At 58.5% G+C, this 16,981-nt stretch carries 15 protein-coding genes; 1 reads left to right on the plus strand and 14 read right to left on the minus strand.

Annotated elements, in window-relative coordinates; genetic code table 11:
- Positions 1-504: 504 nt before the first annotated feature.
- The 8 genes from JUF21_RS02610 to JUF21_RS02645 all read right to left on the minus strand — a co-directional run bounded on the left by JUF21_RS02610 (position 505) and on the right by JUF21_RS02645 (position 7,195).
- Positions 505-1,125, minus strand: a complete 621-nt coding sequence (locus tag JUF21_RS02610; protein WP_203623289.1) for a L,D-transpeptidase — start codon at positions 1,123-1,125, stop codon at positions 505-507.
- A gap of 125 nt (positions 1,126-1,250) precedes the next feature.
- Entirely contained in the window at positions 1,251-1,931 is a 681-nt protein-coding gene (locus tag JUF21_RS02615; RefSeq protein WP_203623290.1) for a L,D-transpeptidase, read from the minus strand.
- A 92-nt stretch (positions 1,932-2,023) separates the two neighbouring features.
- Positions 2,024-3,121 carry a S66 peptidase family protein gene (locus JUF21_RS02620; protein WP_203623291.1) on the minus strand — a complete coding sequence of 366 codons (1,098 nt, stop codon included), beginning with the start codon at positions 3,119-3,121 and terminating at the stop codon, positions 2,024-2,026.
- A 33-nt stretch (positions 3,122-3,154) separates the two neighbouring features.
- Positions 3,155-3,832 carry a TVP38/TMEM64 family protein gene (locus tag JUF21_RS02625; protein ID WP_203623292.1) on the minus strand — a complete coding sequence of 226 codons (678 nt, stop codon included), beginning with the start codon at positions 3,830-3,832 and terminating at the stop codon, positions 3,155-3,157.
- Between the two features lie 104 nt (positions 3,833-3,936).
- Complete coding sequence (locus JUF21_RS02630; protein WP_203623293.1) at positions 3,937-4,794, minus strand: hypothetical protein; 858 nt, start codon at positions 4,792-4,794, stop codon at positions 3,937-3,939.
- A gap of 49 nt (positions 4,795-4,843) precedes the next feature.
- Positions 4,844-5,659 (minus strand): HAD family hydrolase, encoded by an 816-nt coding sequence (locus tag JUF21_RS02635; RefSeq protein WP_203662965.1) that lies wholly within the window; start codon positions 5,657-5,659, stop codon positions 4,844-4,846.
- Positions 5,656-6,222, minus strand: coding sequence for an NUDIX hydrolase (locus tag JUF21_RS02640; RefSeq protein WP_125754481.1), 567 nt, complete (start codon positions 6,220-6,222; stop codon positions 5,656-5,658). The genes JUF21_RS02635 and JUF21_RS02640 overlap by 4 nt, the downstream gene beginning before the upstream one ends.
- 100 nt (positions 6,223-6,322) lie before the next feature.
- The gene (locus JUF21_RS02645; protein ID WP_203623295.1) at positions 6,323-7,195 is read right to left on the minus strand and encodes a DegV family protein; all 873 of its coding nucleotides are present in this window, start codon (positions 7,193-7,195) and stop codon (positions 6,323-6,325) included.
- Between the two features lie 159 nt (positions 7,196-7,354).
- Here JUF21_RS02645 and JUF21_RS02650 point away from each other — a divergent pair, with 159 nt between their 5' ends.
- Positions 7,355-9,049 carry an NFACT family protein gene (locus JUF21_RS02650; protein WP_203662967.1) on the plus strand — a complete coding sequence of 565 codons (1,695 nt, stop codon included), beginning with the start codon at positions 7,355-7,357 and terminating at the stop codon, positions 9,047-9,049.
- Positions 9,050-9,109: 60 nt separating this feature from the next.
- On the opposite strand, the gene JUF21_RS02655 is transcribed toward JUF21_RS02650, so the two are convergent.
- Genes JUF21_RS02655 through JUF21_RS02680 form a run of 6 tightly spaced genes read right to left on the minus strand, consistent with a single transcriptional unit; the run spans position 9,110 to position 16,980 of the window.
- Entirely contained in the window at positions 9,110-10,051 is a 942-nt protein-coding gene (locus JUF21_RS02655; protein WP_203662977.1) for a dihydroorotate oxidase, read from the minus strand.
- Between the two features lie 41 nt (positions 10,052-10,092).
- A complete protein-coding gene (gene pyrE, locus JUF21_RS02660; RefSeq protein WP_203623298.1) occupies positions 10,093-10,725 on the minus strand; it encodes an orotate phosphoribosyltransferase in 633 nt (210 codons plus the stop codon).
- Positions 10,718-11,437 carry an orotidine-5'-phosphate decarboxylase gene (gene pyrF, locus JUF21_RS02665; RefSeq protein ID WP_203662979.1) on the minus strand — a complete coding sequence of 240 codons (720 nt, stop codon included), beginning with the start codon at positions 11,435-11,437 and terminating at the stop codon, positions 10,718-10,720. The genes pyrE and pyrF overlap by 8 nt, the downstream gene beginning before the upstream one ends.
- 8 nt (positions 11,438-11,445) lie before the next feature.
- Positions 11,446-14,625 carry a carbamoyl-phosphate synthase large subunit gene (carB, locus tag JUF21_RS02670; RefSeq protein ID WP_203662987.1) on the minus strand — a complete coding sequence of 1,060 codons (3,180 nt, stop codon included), beginning with the start codon at positions 14,623-14,625 and terminating at the stop codon, positions 11,446-11,448.
- On the minus strand, positions 14,609-15,706 hold the full coding sequence (locus JUF21_RS02675) for a carbamoyl phosphate synthase small subunit (RefSeq protein WP_125754488.1): 1,098 nt from the start codon (positions 15,704-15,706) through the stop codon (positions 14,609-14,611). Before JUF21_RS02675 ends, carB begins: the two co-directional genes overlap by 17 nt.
- Positions 15,703-16,980, minus strand: coding sequence for a dihydroorotase (locus JUF21_RS02680; RefSeq protein ID WP_203623301.1), 1,278 nt, complete (start codon positions 16,978-16,980; stop codon positions 15,703-15,705). The genes JUF21_RS02675 and JUF21_RS02680 overlap by 4 nt, the downstream gene beginning before the upstream one ends.
- Position 16,981 lies beyond the last annotated feature (1 nt).

The following is a 16,981-nucleotide window of genomic DNA, read 5'->3' on the forward strand; positions in this document are numbered from 1 at the left end:
TTATTGAAGACTGTCGGTTGATGATTTGCTGCGGACGATTCTGAGCCGCGATGACGCACAGCAAGTTGAAACAGACGAAGAGACTGATGAAACTGCAGTCGCACAAAAACTAACTTAGAGTTGACCGGCAGTCGATGGTATAGAAGCTGCAGCTGACGTGAATTGACTAAGCCAGTCCCTTCGGCTCTTAAGCGCTACTTCGTATAATATATATTATGTGAACTAGAATATATGGACTAGAATATATCAAAAAACAACAGGGCTAAATTCACCCCTAAATGTCGTACACCCCACTGTCCATTTACCGCTCAGTTAAATGATTGACTGTGCCTTTGGTGATGCAATCGGCAATCTGAGAATCGACTAAACCAGGCGCCGTCGACTTGCTGCCAGCTGATCATTGACCAGGCTTTGGTTGAAATCAAATCCTGTTACAGGTTCAAAAAAAGTCCTTCTGCAACCGCCAAGTGCTCTAAGACGCTGGCGTGTTGCAGAAAGACTTTTTTAGTGATGGTCAATCGTGACCGGCGTACCTTCAGGAATTTTGTCATAGATCCATTTGGCGTCTGGAATGCTCAGCTGCACGCAGCCGTGTGACCCGGCGCGCTTACCCAAGTCACTGGCCTCTTTGATGTCGTAATGGCCTTGAGCGTCAAACGGCACTGTGTGAAAAAGAATCCGATTTTGGTAAATCGACGTCCAGTAGTTAGCCCCGAGCCGCACCGCCGGACTGGAATTGAAGAAGTGCAGTCCGCGTTGCCCAATGCTGAAATGGCCTTCTGGGGTGCGGCCATCAATGCCAGTTGACGCGTACATCGTGTAAAGTAGTTTGCCATTGCCGCGAATGTAGACCCGCTGTTTGTCGAGGCGAACTTCCATTGAAAGCTTCTGAACATGTGTGAGGTCTGGGTATGCAGCCGTTTCCGATGGCAGGTGCCAGTCGATCGGCGTGCGCATCACGGCGGCCCGCTTTGGTTTAGTCACCTTGTGCGGCCGGACCGCATGCGAACGCTGCTTTGACTTGCTTTGAGCAACGCGGTCGTGATGCACCGCCTGCACCTGCTGCCGCGTCACCAAGGCAACGCCCAAGGCAACAACGATCAAGGCGACGGCTAGTAAGGCCAACCGCTTAACTCTTGACGAAACAAGTCTTCGGGAAGCCCTTGATGGATTCGATTGTGGTTGACGTAAACGCATTACCCCGATAACCCTCTTCCAGAATGTGCCCCAATTTTGTTGGTGACGAATGCTCAGCTGATGTCGACTGGCGTGCCGGTGGGAATATTTTCATTGACCCACTTGGCGTCAGGAATACTCAACCGTACGCAGCCATGAGAACCAGGCTCTTTGCCCAACTTAGCGGCCTCTTTTGGCAGATAATTGCCGTTGACGTCGACCGGCACCGAGTGAAACAGGTAGCCTGTGCCGGAAAATGCGGTCCAGTAATTGGCGCCCATTTTTTCCGATGGCGTGTAGAAGTGATCGCCGCGAGTCCCGATTTGGAAGTGCCCCTTCGGCGTCAGATTATTGATGCCACTAGACGCATACATGGTGTAAGCAACTTTGCCATTGATCAGGATGTAGACCCGCTGTTTTTTCAAGTTGACCCGCATCGCCACTTTTTCAGCGCTGGTGATAGTTGGGTATGCGACGGTCTCAGATGGCTGATGCCAGTCAATTGGCTTGCGCATCACGGATGGTGCCGCCGTCTTTGGCTTCGCCTTGTGCTTGTCAACAGACTTTGCCGCGAATTTTTTGGCAGGCTTGGTCTTAGTGACCTTGCTTGTCTGGTTCTGGCGCGTGGTCGAAGCCGACGCTTGAAGGTGCTCAGCCGCCCTGACGCCGATCAGCGCCACCACCACAATCACGACCAGACCCCAGACCCAGGGCCGGTAGCGCTTCTTTAACCGGTGAAAATGAACCTGCCGCATACGCGTCCTCCTCAACGAAACACTCTTTTCGGTTACTTATTGTACCATACAATTGCACTGGTACTATTGTGAAAACGCCGCCAGACCGCCCTTTAACTGAAAAATGGCTCGGTGATGGTGAAGGCTTTCTGGGTGCAATCTAAGCAAGCCATGCCGCCGTACGGCAGCGCCGCGCGCGGATAAGCGTGCCCAAAGTTGGCATTAAACAGCACTGGCAGCTGTTCTGGTTCAGTTTCCTCGAGCAGAATCTGCTTGTACTCAGCGTAGTAGCGCTCATTTTGCGGCTTGCCCGCAATGATCCCAACCACCTGGTCAAAAATCCCGTAAGTCTTCAGGTGCTGCAGCATCAGGCGATAGTTGGCAGGCGCCGGCCGCTCCTCGCTGGTTTCGATGAACAGGAGTTTGCCGTGCCACTCCTCAGGTGTCGGCATCAGCCCATATTGTTCGCTAAAGGCCCGCTCATTGGGCAGGTGGTTGACCAGCAAGTCATCTAAACTTTCTAGGCAGCCGCCCAGCAGCGGCCCCCTCACCTGCCCCTCGCCCCGCAGGATTTCAAAGCCGTGCGTCTCGCGGTGGCTGACGCGGGCAGTACCCACAGCGGCGGGCGAAAAGTCTTCGCGCTCTTCGTACCACACCGGACTAGCTGTGATGGCTGTGGTGGCCGGATTGGTCAAATAATGCGCAAATGTCGCTTGCGTGTACGGCAGCATTGCCGTGTCGAGCTCCGCCAGGTCATTCAACAAATTGGGTCCGTAGAAGCTCTGCAGACCCAGGCGATACAGCATCAGGTGATCGATCGTCGTGTCAGAAAAGCCGGTGAATAATTTAGGCTGCAGGCGAACGGCTTGAGCAAAGGCGGGGTCTGCCATCAAATAAGGCGCCAGCCTGAAGGTGTCTTCCCCACCGATTGCGGCGATGATGCCAGTAATCTCTGGGTCAGCAAAGGCGGCTTTCAAGTCGGCGGCGCGGTGTTCAGGGTGCGCCGCCAGTGCGGCAAGCCCATCTAAGGCGTGCGGCATCACGACCGGGACCAGTCCCAGCTCGCGCAGGCGCCGTTTGCCGAGGGCGAGCTGATGGGCTGTGGCGGGCTCCCCCAGAATTCCGCTGGACAAGCTGACAATCGCGACCTGATCGCCGCGGCGCAGTGGCGGCGGCTTGAGTCGGCCAGCGGAATTGGTTGTAAATGGCATGACAGTCCTCCTTCTCTCTTCTTGTCTCGGCGCTTAATGCTCGCTGCGCCGGCGCTGGCGATCCTTGCGAATAACCAGGATCAGCACCGACAGCGCGGCAAACACGATAATCAGGGTAATCAGCAGCCGCCGATTACCGCGAATCAAGGCGTCACCGCCAAAGGCATACAAGGCGGCCACCAATGTGCTGCCGAGCAGGCAGACCAGTGCATGCGAGCGCTCAGAGACGCGCAGGTGCACCGATGCCACATTGACTAGCATAGTTGGTATCATCGGCACCGCATAACCGATGAGCAGCCCGAGTCGCGGATGCTTCATGGTCACCAGGCTCTGATACAGCCAGTTGGTTGGCTCCTTATCGCGGCGATCAGCGAGCAATTTCAGCACCCCGCTTTGGACGAGATTACCGGCCGTGAGCCCAGCAGCACTGACCAAAAAACCGGCCCAATCCCCCAGGCAGACCCCGGTGAAAATTGCGACCACCGAACTCGGTGCCCCAGGGATGCAGCACATTAAGACCAGCAGTCCAAAAAACAAAATGACTTCTAAGGGGCCATAATCACGCAAACTGGCGATTGCATTTTCCGCCTGCGTGGTGGATTCCAGCAGCAACGAAAAGCTGCCGCGGTACTGCCGCCATAAGCCGTACACAATGCCGGCGGCTACCAGCGCGCCCAGAACCGATAAAGCCATTTTTAGTTGGCGTTTCACGCACTCACCCCCAGTTCCTCCTAGTGTACCCGAATCACACTTGCGGTGCGCAAAAATCTGCTGTTCTGCATGAAAAAAGGCCCACTCAGCGGGACCCTTCTCAATTAGAACAAAATGGCAAATGCGGCACTTTCCTGGGCCGTCGCTTGATCTGGAAAAGACATGTAAACCTGCATGCCGCCCTCATCGACGTCTGCAAAGGCCCCTTCCAGGGTCGGGTAACGACTGGCCAAAGCTGGTAGGGTGTAAGCGAGCAGGCCGTCAAGCAGGCCGTGATCTTGGCCCCAGGCGCCACCGAATTCGAGCCGATTGCCGCGCAGATACGTCAGGCAATACGCGACGATGTTGTCCCCTTGCGCCAGCGCAAGCGGTGCTGTCGGTTCGAGGTCGGTCAGGATGCGCGGCGCCCAGTCATTGTCGGCAAACGGCTTGACTGGATCGACTTCATGGCGCTTTTGGTAGGTTAAGTAGGCCGCTTGAATCAACGCATTACTCAATGGTTCGGATTGGAGAACGTCACTTTGCGTCAAGAGCCTTGTCCCTGGGGTCAAAGAAACTGTGGCGGTGTGGGCCGTTTTTAACGCCAGTTTCGGTTTGAACGTGGTCCGAATCCGGCGCAGCCCACGGGAAATCGTGGCAGATCGCAGTGCCGACTGGGTGTCCGTGCTGACGGTCAAAATCCCTCGCTGCCCGGCGTTTTTGGCGCGGTCAACCACCGGCGTGAGCAGCGTATCAGCGAGCTCCGCTTGCGGCAGGGCGTCGGCCTTTGCGGTGGTCACGGTCACAAACCGCATCAGGTAAGGATGCAACGGATTGCGCCAAGTGGTTAGCGCACCGACGATGTCGTCGTTGCAAGACAAGATGGTCGCCCCATCGCGGTGGGCCTTGAATAAAGCGCGGTCTTCCGCAGTGCCGACCCATTGAACGGCCGGGTTATCATAAGGAGAATACTCAAAGTTCATAGTTTTGCCTCGCAAGCGTAATGTGTCAGCGTTACTGTCATTGAAGTCCTCACTGCGCCCGGTGCGCGGCGATCACCTGGTCGAGCACCTGCACGACGCCGTATTCCTCGTTGGTCCCGGTGCGGTAGGTCGCAAACTGCTCCATGCCCGGTGCAAAATTATTGACCAGGTAGCTGTACTTGACCGCCTTGAGCATTTCGGCGTCGTTGAAGTTGTCGCCAAAGGCCATCATTTGGTCCGTCGTGATGTCCATCTGCTTGCCGATTGCCCGCATGCCGTTGCCCTTGTTGATGTCAGGCATCATGATGTCGATCCAGACCGGACCGGAAACGGCCGCGGAAAATTGACCGCCAAACCGCGGCGCGATCACGTCATCAAAGACCGCCCTGGCGTCGCCATTAGGCAGGTAAATCGTCACCTTGTCCGCCTCGCCGCTCCAGGTGGTCAGGTCATCCAGGTAGGAGAGCCGGTGGTAAAACTCGCGATAGACTGAGTCGTACTGCCGGTCGGCGGTTTGCCCCACGGCTTCAGTGATGCCGCAGATCAGCGGCAGCCCATCGGTTTCGTCGCGGATCACGCGCACCATTTCCTGAACTGTCGCAGTTGGCATCAAAGTTTTGCTGATGAGCTGACCGCGGAAACTGATCACGCCACCGTTATCGCAAATCAAGGCCAGCTTTTGGTGGTCATGCGGGAAAATGTCCTGCAGGGTATACAGCGGCCGGCCGCTGGCGATCCCGAATTGAATCCCGAGGCGGTCAAGGGCCTCGAGCCGCTCCTGAAACCGCGGCGGCAGCACACTGGCCTCAGTCAGCAGTGTGTGATCCATGTCGGTGGCGATAAACTTCACGTCTTTTAAACTCATGCGCGGTCTCCTTTTACGAATGCCTCGTAGTAGCTGATGGCGCCAACGCTTTGGGCAGAAGCGATTTTGCCGCTTTTGACCGCAGCGATGACTTCGTTTAGTGGCACCAGCTGACTGGTCACGAATTCGTCCTGGTCAAAATGCTTGGGGGTGCGCTTGGCCGGATCGATGTGGACCAGCATCAGGTGCACGACCTCGTCGGTCATGCCTTCGCTGGAGCGGATCGCGCACATTTCCGTGATGTCGTCCGTCACATAACCGGTTTCCTCCTCAAGCTCGCGTTTGGCGGCCTTGAGCGGATCCTCGCCCGGGTCCATCAGGCCGGCGGGCAGCGCAAAAGATTCCGTGTTGATGCCGACACGGTACTCGCGGTTGATCAGCACCTGATCATCCGGCGTGAGCGCCAGCATGGCCACTGCCGGCGCGTGCTTGATTAGATCGCGCTCCACGCGCAGGCCGTCCGGGGTGTCGATGGTTTGCTGAATGACCTCAAAAATGTGCCCGCTGTAAACTGTGCGGGCCGACAGGATGCGGCCTTTTTTCTGAGATGCGTGAATAAACATAATTGCCTCGATTAATTAAAAGATTTAAGCGCTGGCGGCAAGCGGCCGCTGTCTCTTCCATGATACCAAAAAACCAGCCCTTTAAGCGGCTGGTTTGAGATTACTTCACGGTGCGGCTGAGGTCTTGGATCCAGGCCACCGCGATGGCCTTCTCCCCCAGGTGGGTGCCGATGACCGGACCGAAGTATGAGACTTCAAACGTCACCTGCGGAAACTTCTCCTTCAGCTCGGCTTGCCAAGCACCCGCGGCTTCGGGGTCGTTGGCGTGAATGACCCACGCCTTGACCGGGTAGTCGACTTTTGCCAGCTCCGCGGCGAGCAGTTCCTCGACCCGCGAGTACGCTTTTTTCAGCGAGCGAACCTTCTCGAAGGCGACGATCTTGTGCGAGTCGTCGTCGAAGGTCAACAGCGGCTTGATCTTCAGCATGCCGCCGATAAAACCTGCCGCGTTGCTCAGGCGGCCGCCGCGCACCAGGTTTTGCAGGTCGTTGACGATGAAGTACTCACCCATGGTGGCGCGCAGTGCATCCAGCGTTTGGATGATCTCGTCTGGCGTCTTGCCAGCTGCCGCCATTTTTGCGGCGGTCAGGACCAGCTCACCCATCAAGATGACCGTGATTTGGGAATCGTACACGATGACATGCGCCGGCTTGAAGTCGGCGACGGCCGCGCGCAGCGTCTCCACAAACCCGGAAATCGTGCTGGCCAGATGAATCGAGATGATGGTGTCGTAGCCTTCGTTAGCCAGGTTTTCGTATAGTTTCAGCACTTCGCCCAAAGGCGGCTGAGAGGTGCTGGGGAACGTCTTAGCGGTTCGCAATTTTGCGTAGTACTCGGCAGTGGTGATGTCCTTGCCTTCGTCGTACACGGTGCCGTCCAGGATAACGGGAATCGGCACGATCTTGATGTGATTGGCCGCGATCTGCTGATCGGATAAGTATGCGGTGCTGTCGGTCACGACGGCGATCTTCATTTGCTACACCCACTTTTCTGAATTTGCTTAGAACAGCATAACATTTTCTGTCTTATTTTAGAAGAATAACGCGCGGTGGCGCTTTGCGTCGGGCCTGGAAAACCGGTAGAATAAAGGACAGCAATTGCCGGCCCTGAGCGGGCAGAAAAGAGGTTTGCGATGTCATTTGACGGCTTATTCACGCATGCCATGGCGAAAGAACTGCAGCCACTGGTGGGCGGCCGCGTCAATAAAATCACCCAACCATACAATAACGAGGTCATTTTGACCATTCGGGCCAACCGGAAAAATTGGCCCCTGCTGCTGTCGGCCAACCCGCAGTTTGCACGGGTCCAGATCACGCAGATTCCCTACGAAAACCCCAAGGTCCCGACGAATTTTACCATGACACTGCGCAAGTACTTGGCCAGCGCGACGCTCCAGGCCCTGACCCAGGTGGCCAATGACCGGGTGCTGCACCTCGACTTTTCCACGCGCGACGAGCTGGGCGATGACCTGAGCCTGCGCCTGATGGTTGAGATCATGGCGCGGCACTCCAACATTACCCTGGTCAATCTCAAGACCGGTAAGATTATTGACTTGATCCGCCATGTCGGCCCCGATCAGGACCGTTTCCGGACCCTGCTGCCCGGTGCGCCATACGTGCCGGCGCCGGCGCAGGACAAAATCGACCCCTTCACCGACGACACCCGCGGCTACCGCGAGCTGATGAAAACTACTGACGTGCCGCTGGCTCAGCTCCTGCAGCGTCATTATCAGGGCCTAGCAGGCGACTCCGCCAAGGAGCTGGCAGCCAGGCTGAGCGCTGGGGATGCCGATGCGGCCTGGGACGACTTTTTTGCTGCGCTGGACCACCCGACTGCGACCATCGCCACCGGCGCCAAGGTGAGCTTCTCCGCCCTGCCCTACGAGACGCATGAAGGCACCCAGCAAACCTTTGCGTCGTTAAGCGAGATGCTGGACGCCTTTTACGCGCAAAAAGCCGAGCACGACCGCGTACGCACCCAAGGCGACAACCTGATCCGCCCGCTGAAGACCTTGATCGAGCGCGACGAGAAGAAGCAAAAAAAGCTGCAGCAAACCCTCAAGGACACGGAAAAAGCCGATGACTACCGGATCCGCGGCGAGATTCTCACCACCTACCTGGCGCAAGTCAAGCGCGGCGACACCAGCGTTACCCTGCCCAATTTTTACGACAACATGAAGCCGCTGAAAATCAGTTTGTCCAACCAGTTATCCCCATCAAAGAACGCGCAGAAGTATTTTTCCCGCTATCAGAAGCTCCGCAACGCTGTGGCCTACGTCAACGAGCAGATGAAGCAGAATCAGGCCGAGCTCGATTACCTCACCGGCATCATGGCGCAAATCGAAATTGCCAGCCCCAAGGACCTCGACGACATTCGCACCGAGCTGCAGGACGGCGGCTACCTCAAGGTCCACAAGCAAGGCAAAAAGGCGCCAAAGCACAAGATTGCGAAGCCTGAGGAGTTTTATGCCTCCGATGGCACCAAGATCTGGGTCGGCAAGAACAACCTGCAAAATGACCAGCTCACGCTCCACAAGGCCGCCAAAACCGACATCTGGCTGCACGCCAAGGACGTCCCTGGCTCCCATGTCATCATCGATTCAGCCAAACCCAGCGACAAGACCCTGATGGAGGCTGCGATGCTTGCTGCCTACTTCTCCAAGAGCCGCGCCTCGGCGAACGTCCAGGTCGATTGGATCGAAGTGAAGAAGATCCGCAAGCCCAATGGCGCCAAGCCCGGGTTTGTGGTGTACGAAGGCCAGCGCACGGTGGTCGTGACGCCTGACGAGGCAATCGTCGAGCGGCTGCGCCATCAGCCCACGCTGTAAAAGCAGTTACGCAAAGCGGCACCCCAGAGCAAATCTGGGGTGCCGCTTTGACGTCGCTGGTTAATCGAGCGTCTTGAGTTTGCCGCGGAAGTCCTCAATACTGGTGTAGCCCTTCAGCAGCATGATGTCACCAAGCTCTTTTTCGATCCGAGCAAAGATTGCCGGCCCTTCGTACCCAAACTGCGTGCCGATTTGCAGCATCGAGGCCCCGCACAAAATGTGCTCAAAGGCGTCGCGGCCAGACATGATGCCGCCGACGCCAATCACAGCGATGGCCGGATTCAGGCGCTGGGCTAAGGCGCGCACGTTGGCCAGGGCGGTCGGCTTGATGCTGGCGCCGCCGATCCCGCCAAAGCCGCCCTTGGGCTTGATGGCCACCGTTTCGGTCTCAAAATTGACAAGCAGGCCGTTGCCGACGCTGTTGATGGTCGTGACAAAGCTCAGCGGAAATTGGTTGAGGATGCCAGCGATCGTATCGAAATGGGCCATGTCGAAGTACGGCGGCAGCTTGACCCCCAGCGGCTTTTGGTAAAAGTCGAACACGGCTTCCAGAGTTTGCCGCGTGGCCACAAAATCGTAGCCGGTTTGCGGATGGCCCGGCACGTTGGGACAAGACAGGTTCAGTTCCACAAAGCCTTGGTAAGCCGAGTCGTTGATTTCGTGAAGCATTGCCAGATTGTCATCAAGACTGGTCCCGGCAAGCGACAGGAAGTTTGTTTTCCCTGGGCGGTTCTGCTCGTCCGTCAGCACGTAGTCGAGGTAATACGCCAGGCCGTTGTTGGGCAGGCCCATGGAGTTGAAGCTGCCGTGCGGCATGGTGGCCATGCGCGGCGATGGATTCCCTGGGCGCGGCGCTAGGGTGGCACTTTTGGTAACATAGGCACCGGCGCGCGATTGCACCAGGGCGTCTAAGTCTTGGGCGGACTGGCAGCGGACGCCCGCCGCGTTCATGAGGCAACTGTCAAAGTGGCGGCCGGCAATTCTGGTTTCAAGGGTCAACATGCGATTTGCTTCCTTTCCTTGGCTGAATCAGTGGCAACCAGTTAGCCCTCCCAGTGGGTGGGGTTCTTGCGCCAGGCGTGCAGCAGCGCCAACTCATCCGCATCGATTTGACCGTGGGCCTGCGCCGTTTGAATCAGCGTGGTGTAATTGGTCAACGTGACGAACTTGGTTTTGGCCGCTTCAAAATTGGCGGTGAGTGCCGGCAGCTGGTAGCTGAAAATGGCTGCCACGCCGATGACGTTCGCGCCTTCGCGCCGCGCCGCCTCTGCCGCCTTCAAAACCGAGCCGCCAGTGCTCAGCAAGTCATCGATCAACACCAGCTTGGCCTGTTGGTCCAGGCGGCCTTCGATCTGCCGGCCCTGCCCGTGGTCCTTGGGCTTGCTGCGGACGTAGACCAGCGGCAGGTTCAGACGCTCGGCCACCAGGGCGGCATGGGGAATGCCTGCCGTGGCGACCCCGCCAATTACCTGCACGTCCGGGTACTGGGTTTTGATCAGCTGCGCCAGCCCGTCTGCAATGCGCGTGCGCACCGCGGGATACGAGATGGTGAGCCGGTTATCGGTGTAAATCGGGCTGTGAATGCCGCTCGCCCAGGTAAATGGCGCTTTGGGCCGCAGGGTCACCGCGCCGATCGTCAATAGGTCAGTGGCAATCGTGGTTTCAATCTCACTCATTTGCGCGCCTCCATTGTCTGCCAATTTGTTTGAACGCTTTGACCGGATCAGCCGCTTGCGTGATCGGCCGGCCGACCACAATCGCTGAGCTGCCCAGCTGCGCCGCCTGCGCCGGTGTCGTGGTGCGAACTTGATCGCCGTTTTCGCTGCCGGCGGGTCGGATCCCTGGCGTGACGATCAAGAAGTCCGGCCGGGTGATGGCGCGAATCAGTGGCGCCTCCTGCGCGCTTGCGACGACCCCGTCAGCGCCGGCCGCCTGGGCGACGGCAGCCAGATGCTGCACCGAATCGGCAACGGGACCGGGGATCTGCAGCTCGTTATGCATCATGGCGGCCGAGGTCGACGTCAGTTGCGTGATTGCCAGCAGCTTGGGCGCGGGAAAGCCGGATTCGGCCGCGCCGGCGAGCAGACCGCGTTTGGCGGCCGCCAGCATCTCGCCGCCTCCTGCCGCGTGCGCGGTGGTCAGCTGCACTCCCATGCGACCGATTTGATAGGCTGCCCGCTCGACGGTGTGAGGAATATCGTGCAGTTTTAAGTCGAGGAAGACATTGACGTCGCCCTGAAGCATCACGCCGCCTACCGCGCGTGGGCCGACGCCGTAGAACAGCTCCATGCCAATTTTGACAGTCAGCGGCCGCACGCCCTTGAAGCGCTCAAGAAAGGCCGTCGTTTCCTCAATGGTGGGAAAATCCAGTGCAATGATTGGTGACATACTTCCTCCTACAATGGCTTAGTGGTGAAGGCGCGCGACTCGAGCACCTGAACGATGGCGCGCGCGGTGTCCAGACTGGTCATCAGCGGCACCCCATGCATGATCGCTGCCTGGCGAATGCGGTAGCCGTCGCTGGTCGTCGCCTTGTCCTGGCTGGTGGTGTTGATCACCAGCTGCAGCTTGCGGTCTGAGATGGCATCGAGGATGGCATCCTCGCCGCTTTCGCCGAGCTTGGCAATCACCTTGGTGCGAATGCCTGCCGCCCGCAGCGCCTCGGCGGTCCCGGCGGTGGCATCGATTTGATAGCCGACCTCGCGGAAGCGCTTGGCCAGCGCCACTGCCTCGGGCTTATCGGGATCGGCGACGGTGAACAGCGCGATGCCGTGCGCCGGCAGGTGCGTGTGACTGGCTTCAAAGGCCTTGTACAGCGCCTTTTCCAGCGTGCTGTCCGAGCCCATCACCTCACCGGTCGACTTCATTTCCGGCCCCAGCGTGCTGTCGACGTCGTTAAGCTTGGAAAAGCTGAAGACCGGCGCCTTGACATGGACCCCATCGCGCAGCGGCTGCAGCCCATTTTCAAAACCCAGATCCTTAAGCTTGAGTCCCAAAATGGCCTGGGTGGCCAGCTGCGCCATGGAAATGTCGGTGACTTTGCTCAAAAATGGCACGGTCCGGCTGGCCCGCGGGTTGACTTCGATCACGTAAACTTGATTGTCATGCACGATGAACTGAATGTTCATGATGCCAACGCAGTGCAGCGCGTGCGCCAAGTCGATGGTGTAACGTTCGATTTGGCCTTGAATCGTCTGACTGAAGTCTTGCGGCGGGTAAACGGCCATGGAATCGCCGCTGTGCACCCCGGCGCGCTCAATGTGTTCCATGATGCCCGGAATCACGACGGTCTCGCCGTCGCAAATCGCGTCAACCTCACATTCCTTGCCGACCAGGTACTGATCGATCAGGACTGGGTGGTCGTTGGAAACGGACACCGCCCGGTCGATGTAATCCGCAAGCTCCGCCGAGGAGTGCACGATTTCCATCGCCCGGCCGCCGAGCACGTAACTTGGGCGTACCAGGACTGGGTAGCCGATTTTCTGGCCGATCGCGATGGCCCCGGCTTTATCGGTGGCCGTGTCCCCCACTGGCTGGGGGATGTTCAGCTTGGTGATGATTTCATCAAAGCGGTCGCGGTCTTCCGCGGCGTCCAGGTCATCCAGACTGGTGCCGAGGATCTTCACGCCGTGGGCGGCCAGCGGCGCCGCCAGGTTGATGGCCGTTTGCCCGCCAAACTGGACGATGACGCCCAGCGGTTGCTCCAGGTCGATCACGTTGAGGACGTCCTCGATCGTCAGCGGCTCAAAGTACAGCTTGTCGGAAATCGAGAAGTCAGTGGAGACGGTTTCGGGGTTTGAGTTCATGATGATGGCCTCATACCCTGCCTTTTGAATCGCCTTGACCGAGTGAACCGTCGCGTAGTCGAATTCGACGCCTTGGCCGATGCGAATCGGGCCGGAGCCCAGGACTAGGACACTCTTGCGGCCGCTCTTTTGGCTTTCGTTTTCAGTTTCGTAGGTGCTGTAAAAGTATGGCGTGGTTGAGGCAAATTCGCCGGCGCAGGTGTCAACCATTTTATAGACCGGCGTCAGCTGATTGGCCCGACGCAGGTCGCGGACCTCATCCATGGTTTGCCCCCACAGCTTGGCGACTTCCTGATCGGCAAACCCATTGCGCTTGGCGGTGCGCAGCACTTCCAAGTCGCCCGGATGAGCCTTCAACTCATCTTCGAGCTCGATGATGTGTTTAATTTTGTCGAGGAAGAAAATGTTGATGTGCGACAGCTCGGCCAGCTCGCCCAGGGTAAAGCCGCGCCGCAGCGCCTCGGCCAGGTAAAACAGCCGCATGTCCGTCGGGGTAACGATCAGATCGGTCAGCGCCTGATCAGACAGCTGCTTGGCGGCCGCCAGCTCCAGGTGGGTCGCCCCCACTTCGAGCCCGCGCACGGCCTTGAGCAGCGATTCCTCGATGTTGCGGCCGATCGCCATCACCTCGCCGGTGGCCTTCATCTGGGTCCCCAACGTGCGGTCGCCGTGCTCAAATTTATCAAACGGGAACCGCGGGATCTTCGCCACGACGTAATCGAGCATCGGTTCGAACTCGGCGTAGGTCGCGTCCGTGATGGGATTTTTGATCTCGTCCAGGTGCAGGCCCACGGCGATCTTGGCCGCCATTTTAGCAATCGGATAGCCGGTCGCCTTGGAGGCCAAAGCCGACGAGCGGGACACCCGCGGGTTGACTTCGATGACGTAGTACTTGAAGGAGTTGGGGTCCAGGGCCAGCTGCACGTTGCAGCCGCCTTCGACTTTCAGTGCCCGGATGATTTTCAGCGAGGCGTCGCGCAGCATCTGCACTTCCTTGTCGGTCAGTGTCTGCACCGGAGCGAACACGACCGAATCACCGGTGTGAATGCCGACGGGGTCGAAGTTTTCCATGTTGCAGACCACGATGGCGTTGTCGGCGGCATCGCGCATGACCTCAAATTCGATTTCCTTGAACCCGGCGATCGACCGCTCGACCAGGACCTGAGTCACTGGGCTCAGGTTCAGCCCGTTTTCAGTGATGGTGCGCAGCTCGGCCTCGGTTTTGGCAATGCCGCCGCCGGTGCCGCCCATGGTGAAGGCGGGCCGGATGATGACCGGGTAGCCGATTTTTTCCGCAAACGCCTTGGCCTCGTCGAAGTTATGGGCGATGGCGGACTCGGGGATCGGCTGGTGCAGCTTTTGCATCAGGTTCTTGAACAGCTCACGGTCCTCGGCTTGGTCGATGGCGCTGAGCTTGGTGCCGAGCAGTTCGATGTGCAGTTCGTCAAGAATGCCCGAGTTGGCCAGGGCCATCGCCAGATTGAGGCCGATCTGGCCGCCAATGGTCGGCAGGATGGCATCTGGCAGCTCCTTGCGCAAAATCTGGCTGACAAACTCAGTCGTCAGCGGCTCGATGTAAACCTTGTCCGCGATTTCCTTGTCGGTCATGATGGTTGCCGGGTTGGAGTTCACCAGCACGACTTCGTAGCCTTCCTCACGCAGCGCCAGGCAGGCCTGGGTGCCTGAGTAATCGAATTCCGCAGCCTGCCCGATGATGATGGGGCCTGACCCGATGACCAGAATCTTGTGAATATCAGTACGTTTTGGCATGACTCGCTCCTTTGTTGGCCGAAAAGGCGTCCATCATTTCCATGAATTCGTCGAATAGATGCGCGGCATCGTGAGGACCAGGCGCCGCGTCTGGATGAAACTGGACCGAAAACGCCGGGTACAAGCGATGGCGCAGGCCTTCGACGGTGTGATCATTGATCTCCTCATGCGTGACCAGCAGCTGATCAGGGTCGATCGAGTTCGGGTCGACCGCGTAGCCGTGGTTCTGACTGGTGAAGTCGATGCGGCCGGTCGCAATCTCGCGCACCGGGTGGTTGAAGCCGCGGTGGCCGTACTTCATCTTAAAAGTGTCGGCGCCGTTGGCCAGCGCAAACAGTTGGTGGCCTAAGCAGATGCCAAACATCGGAATGTGCCCTTCCACGCCGCGGATCATGTCCAAAGCGCCTGGCACGTCTTTGGGATCGCCAGGGCCGTTGGTCAGCATCACCCCGTCCGGATTCAGCTCGAGGATCTCGCTGGCCGTAATGGTCGGCGGTACCACGGTCACATTGCACTCGCGCTTGGAAAGCTCGCGCAGGATGCTGTGCTTTAGTCCGAAGTCCACCACCACGATGTCCTTGCCGGTGCCCGGTGCCGGGTAGGCCTGGGTCGTTGCGACCTGGGCAACCTGGTTTTTCGGCAGGACCAGCGCTCGCAGCTGATCGAACGCGTGCTCATCGGCCGCGTCAACGATGCTGGCCTTCATCGTCCCAGCCTCGCGCAGGCGCTTGGTCAACGCCCGTGTGTCGATGCCGGCAATGCCGGGGATGTGCTTGCGCCGCAAAAATTCGTCAAGGGTCATCTGCGCGCGCCAGTTGCCAGTGACACGGGCGGCCTCGTGCACCACCACCCCTTTGGCGGTCGGGTTAATACTTTCGTAGTCGTCCCGGTTGATGCCGGCGTTGCCGATCAACGGATACGTAAAGGTGATGATCTGCCCGTTGTAGCTTTGGTCGGTGATAGTTTCCTGGTAGCCGCTCATCCCGGTGTTAAACACGATTTCGCCGGTAGTGACCGTTTCGGCACCAAACCCTTCCCCAGGAAAAACTGAGCCGTCTTCAAGGATCAAATAGCGTTTCACTGGTTCTCCTCCTTGTATGCGATTTGCCCATCGGCCAGCGTATAAAGCACCTGGCCAGAGACTTCGCGCCCGATGAACGGACTGTTGCGCCCCTTCGACAACCACGTGTTGGCATCGATCTTGTACTGCTTGTTCAAATCGATGATCGTCAGGTCAGCGGGTTGACCGATGCCGATGCTGCCGGCGGGCAACCCAAACGCCTTGGCGGGGTTTGTGCTCATCCACTCAATCAGCTGGTCGAGCGTGAAGCGCCCGCTTTTGACCAGGCTGGTGTAAAGCAGCGCGAAGGCCGTTTCGCTGCCAACGATGCCAAAGGCGGCCGTGCTGAAGTCTCCTGCCTTGTCCGCTGCCGTGTGCGGCGCATGGTCGGTGGCGATCATGTCGATGGTGCCGTCTTCCAGCCCATCGATCAGCGCCATGCGGTCCATTTCGGCCCGCAGCGGCGGGTTCATTTTGTAGTTCGGATCGTTGGCTGGAATGTGTTCGTAGTCCAGCAGCAGGTGGTGCGGCGTGGCCTCGGCGGTGACGTTAACCCCGCGCGCCTTGGCGTCGCGGATCAGCTCGACGCTTTGCTTGGTCGAAACGTGGCAGGCGTGATAGTGCACGCCGGTCGCTTCGGCCAGCGTCAGGTCGCGGGCCAGCTGGGCGGATTCGCTGACGTGGTTGATGCCTGGCAGCCCAAAGGCGTTGGCTTTGGTACCCGTGCTGATCACACCGCCGGCCATCAGCCCGTCGTCCTGAATGTGGGCGACAATCGGCGCGTCAACTTTTGCGGCCGCCTGCATGGCCTGGTACATCGTGGCCGCGTCCTGGATGCCGACCCCGTCGTTGGAAAAGCCCAGCGCACCAGCGTCTTTCAGGGCCTGGTAATCATCGATTTCATTGGAGTGCAGCCCCTTCGTAATCGCCGCAAACTGCTCAACGTGAATCTTGGCGTCGCTGTGGTTTTTCTTGATCAGCTGGCGCAGGTCGATGACGTTGTCCGGCACCGGGTTCAGGTTGGGCATGGCGACCACGGTGGTGAAGCCGCCGTGCGCGGCCGCGGCCGCGCCGGTTTTAATGGTTTCCTTTTGCTCAAAGCCCGGTTCGCGAAAATGCACGTGCACGTCGACGAGTCCAGGCAGGACCGCATTGTTCTGGGCGTCAATGATGGTGGCGTCAGCCGGTGCAAACAGGTGCCGGCCGAGCGCGCTGATTTTGCCGTCTGCAATCAGGATGTCCCCAGTGAAGGACTGTGGGCCCATCACCTTGGCGTTTTTAATCAGTGTATGCATG

Source organism: Lacticaseibacillus sp. 53-4 (assembly GCF_016861805.1).
Classification (GTDB): Bacteria; Bacillota; Bacilli; order Lactobacillales; family Lactobacillaceae; genus Lacticaseibacillus.

Excerpts from the sequence above, each read along its gene's own strand:
- JUF21_RS02655 (WP_203662977.1), bottom strand. The coding sequence starts at position 10,051 with ATGTTGACCCTTGAAACCAGAATTGCCGGCCGCCACTTTGACAGTTGC.
- JUF21_RS02650 (WP_203662967.1), top strand. The coding sequence starts at position 7,355 with ATGTCATTTGACGGCTTATTCACGCATGCCATGGCGAAAGAACTGCAG.
- JUF21_RS02620 (WP_203623291.1), bottom strand. The coding sequence starts at position 3,121 with ATGCCATTTACAACCAATTCCGCTGGCCGACTCAAGCCGCCGCCACTG.
- pyrE (WP_203623298.1), bottom strand. The coding sequence starts at position 10,725 with ATGAGTGAGATTGAAACCACGATTGCCACTGACCTATTGACGATCGGC.
- JUF21_RS02630 (WP_203623293.1), bottom strand. The coding sequence starts at position 4,794 with ATGAACTTTGAGTATTCTCCTTATGATAACCCGGCCGTTCAATGGGTC.
- JUF21_RS02680 (WP_203623301.1), bottom strand. The coding sequence starts at position 16,980 with ATGCATACACTGATTAAAAACGCCAAGGTGATGGGCCCACAGTCCTTC.
- pyrF (WP_203662979.1), bottom strand. The coding sequence starts at position 11,437 with ATGTCACCAATCATTGCACTGGATTTTCCCACCATTGAGGAAACGACG.
- carB (WP_203662987.1), bottom strand. The coding sequence starts at position 14,625 with ATGCCAAAACGTACTGATATTCACAAGATTCTGGTCATCGGGTCAGGC.
- JUF21_RS02615 (WP_203623290.1), bottom strand. The coding sequence starts at position 1,931 with ATGCGGCAGGTTCATTTTCACCGGTTAAAGAAGCGCTACCGGCCCTGG.
- JUF21_RS02645 (WP_203623295.1), bottom strand. The coding sequence starts at position 7,195 with ATGAAGATCGCCGTCGTGACCGACAGCACCGCATACTTATCCGATCAG.
- JUF21_RS02635 (WP_203662965.1), bottom strand. The coding sequence starts at position 5,659 with ATGAGTTTAAAAGACGTGAAGTTTATCGCCACCGACATGGATCACACA.
- JUF21_RS02640 (WP_125754481.1), bottom strand. The coding sequence starts at position 6,222 with ATGTTTATTCACGCATCTCAGAAAAAAGGCCGCATCCTGTCGGCCCGC.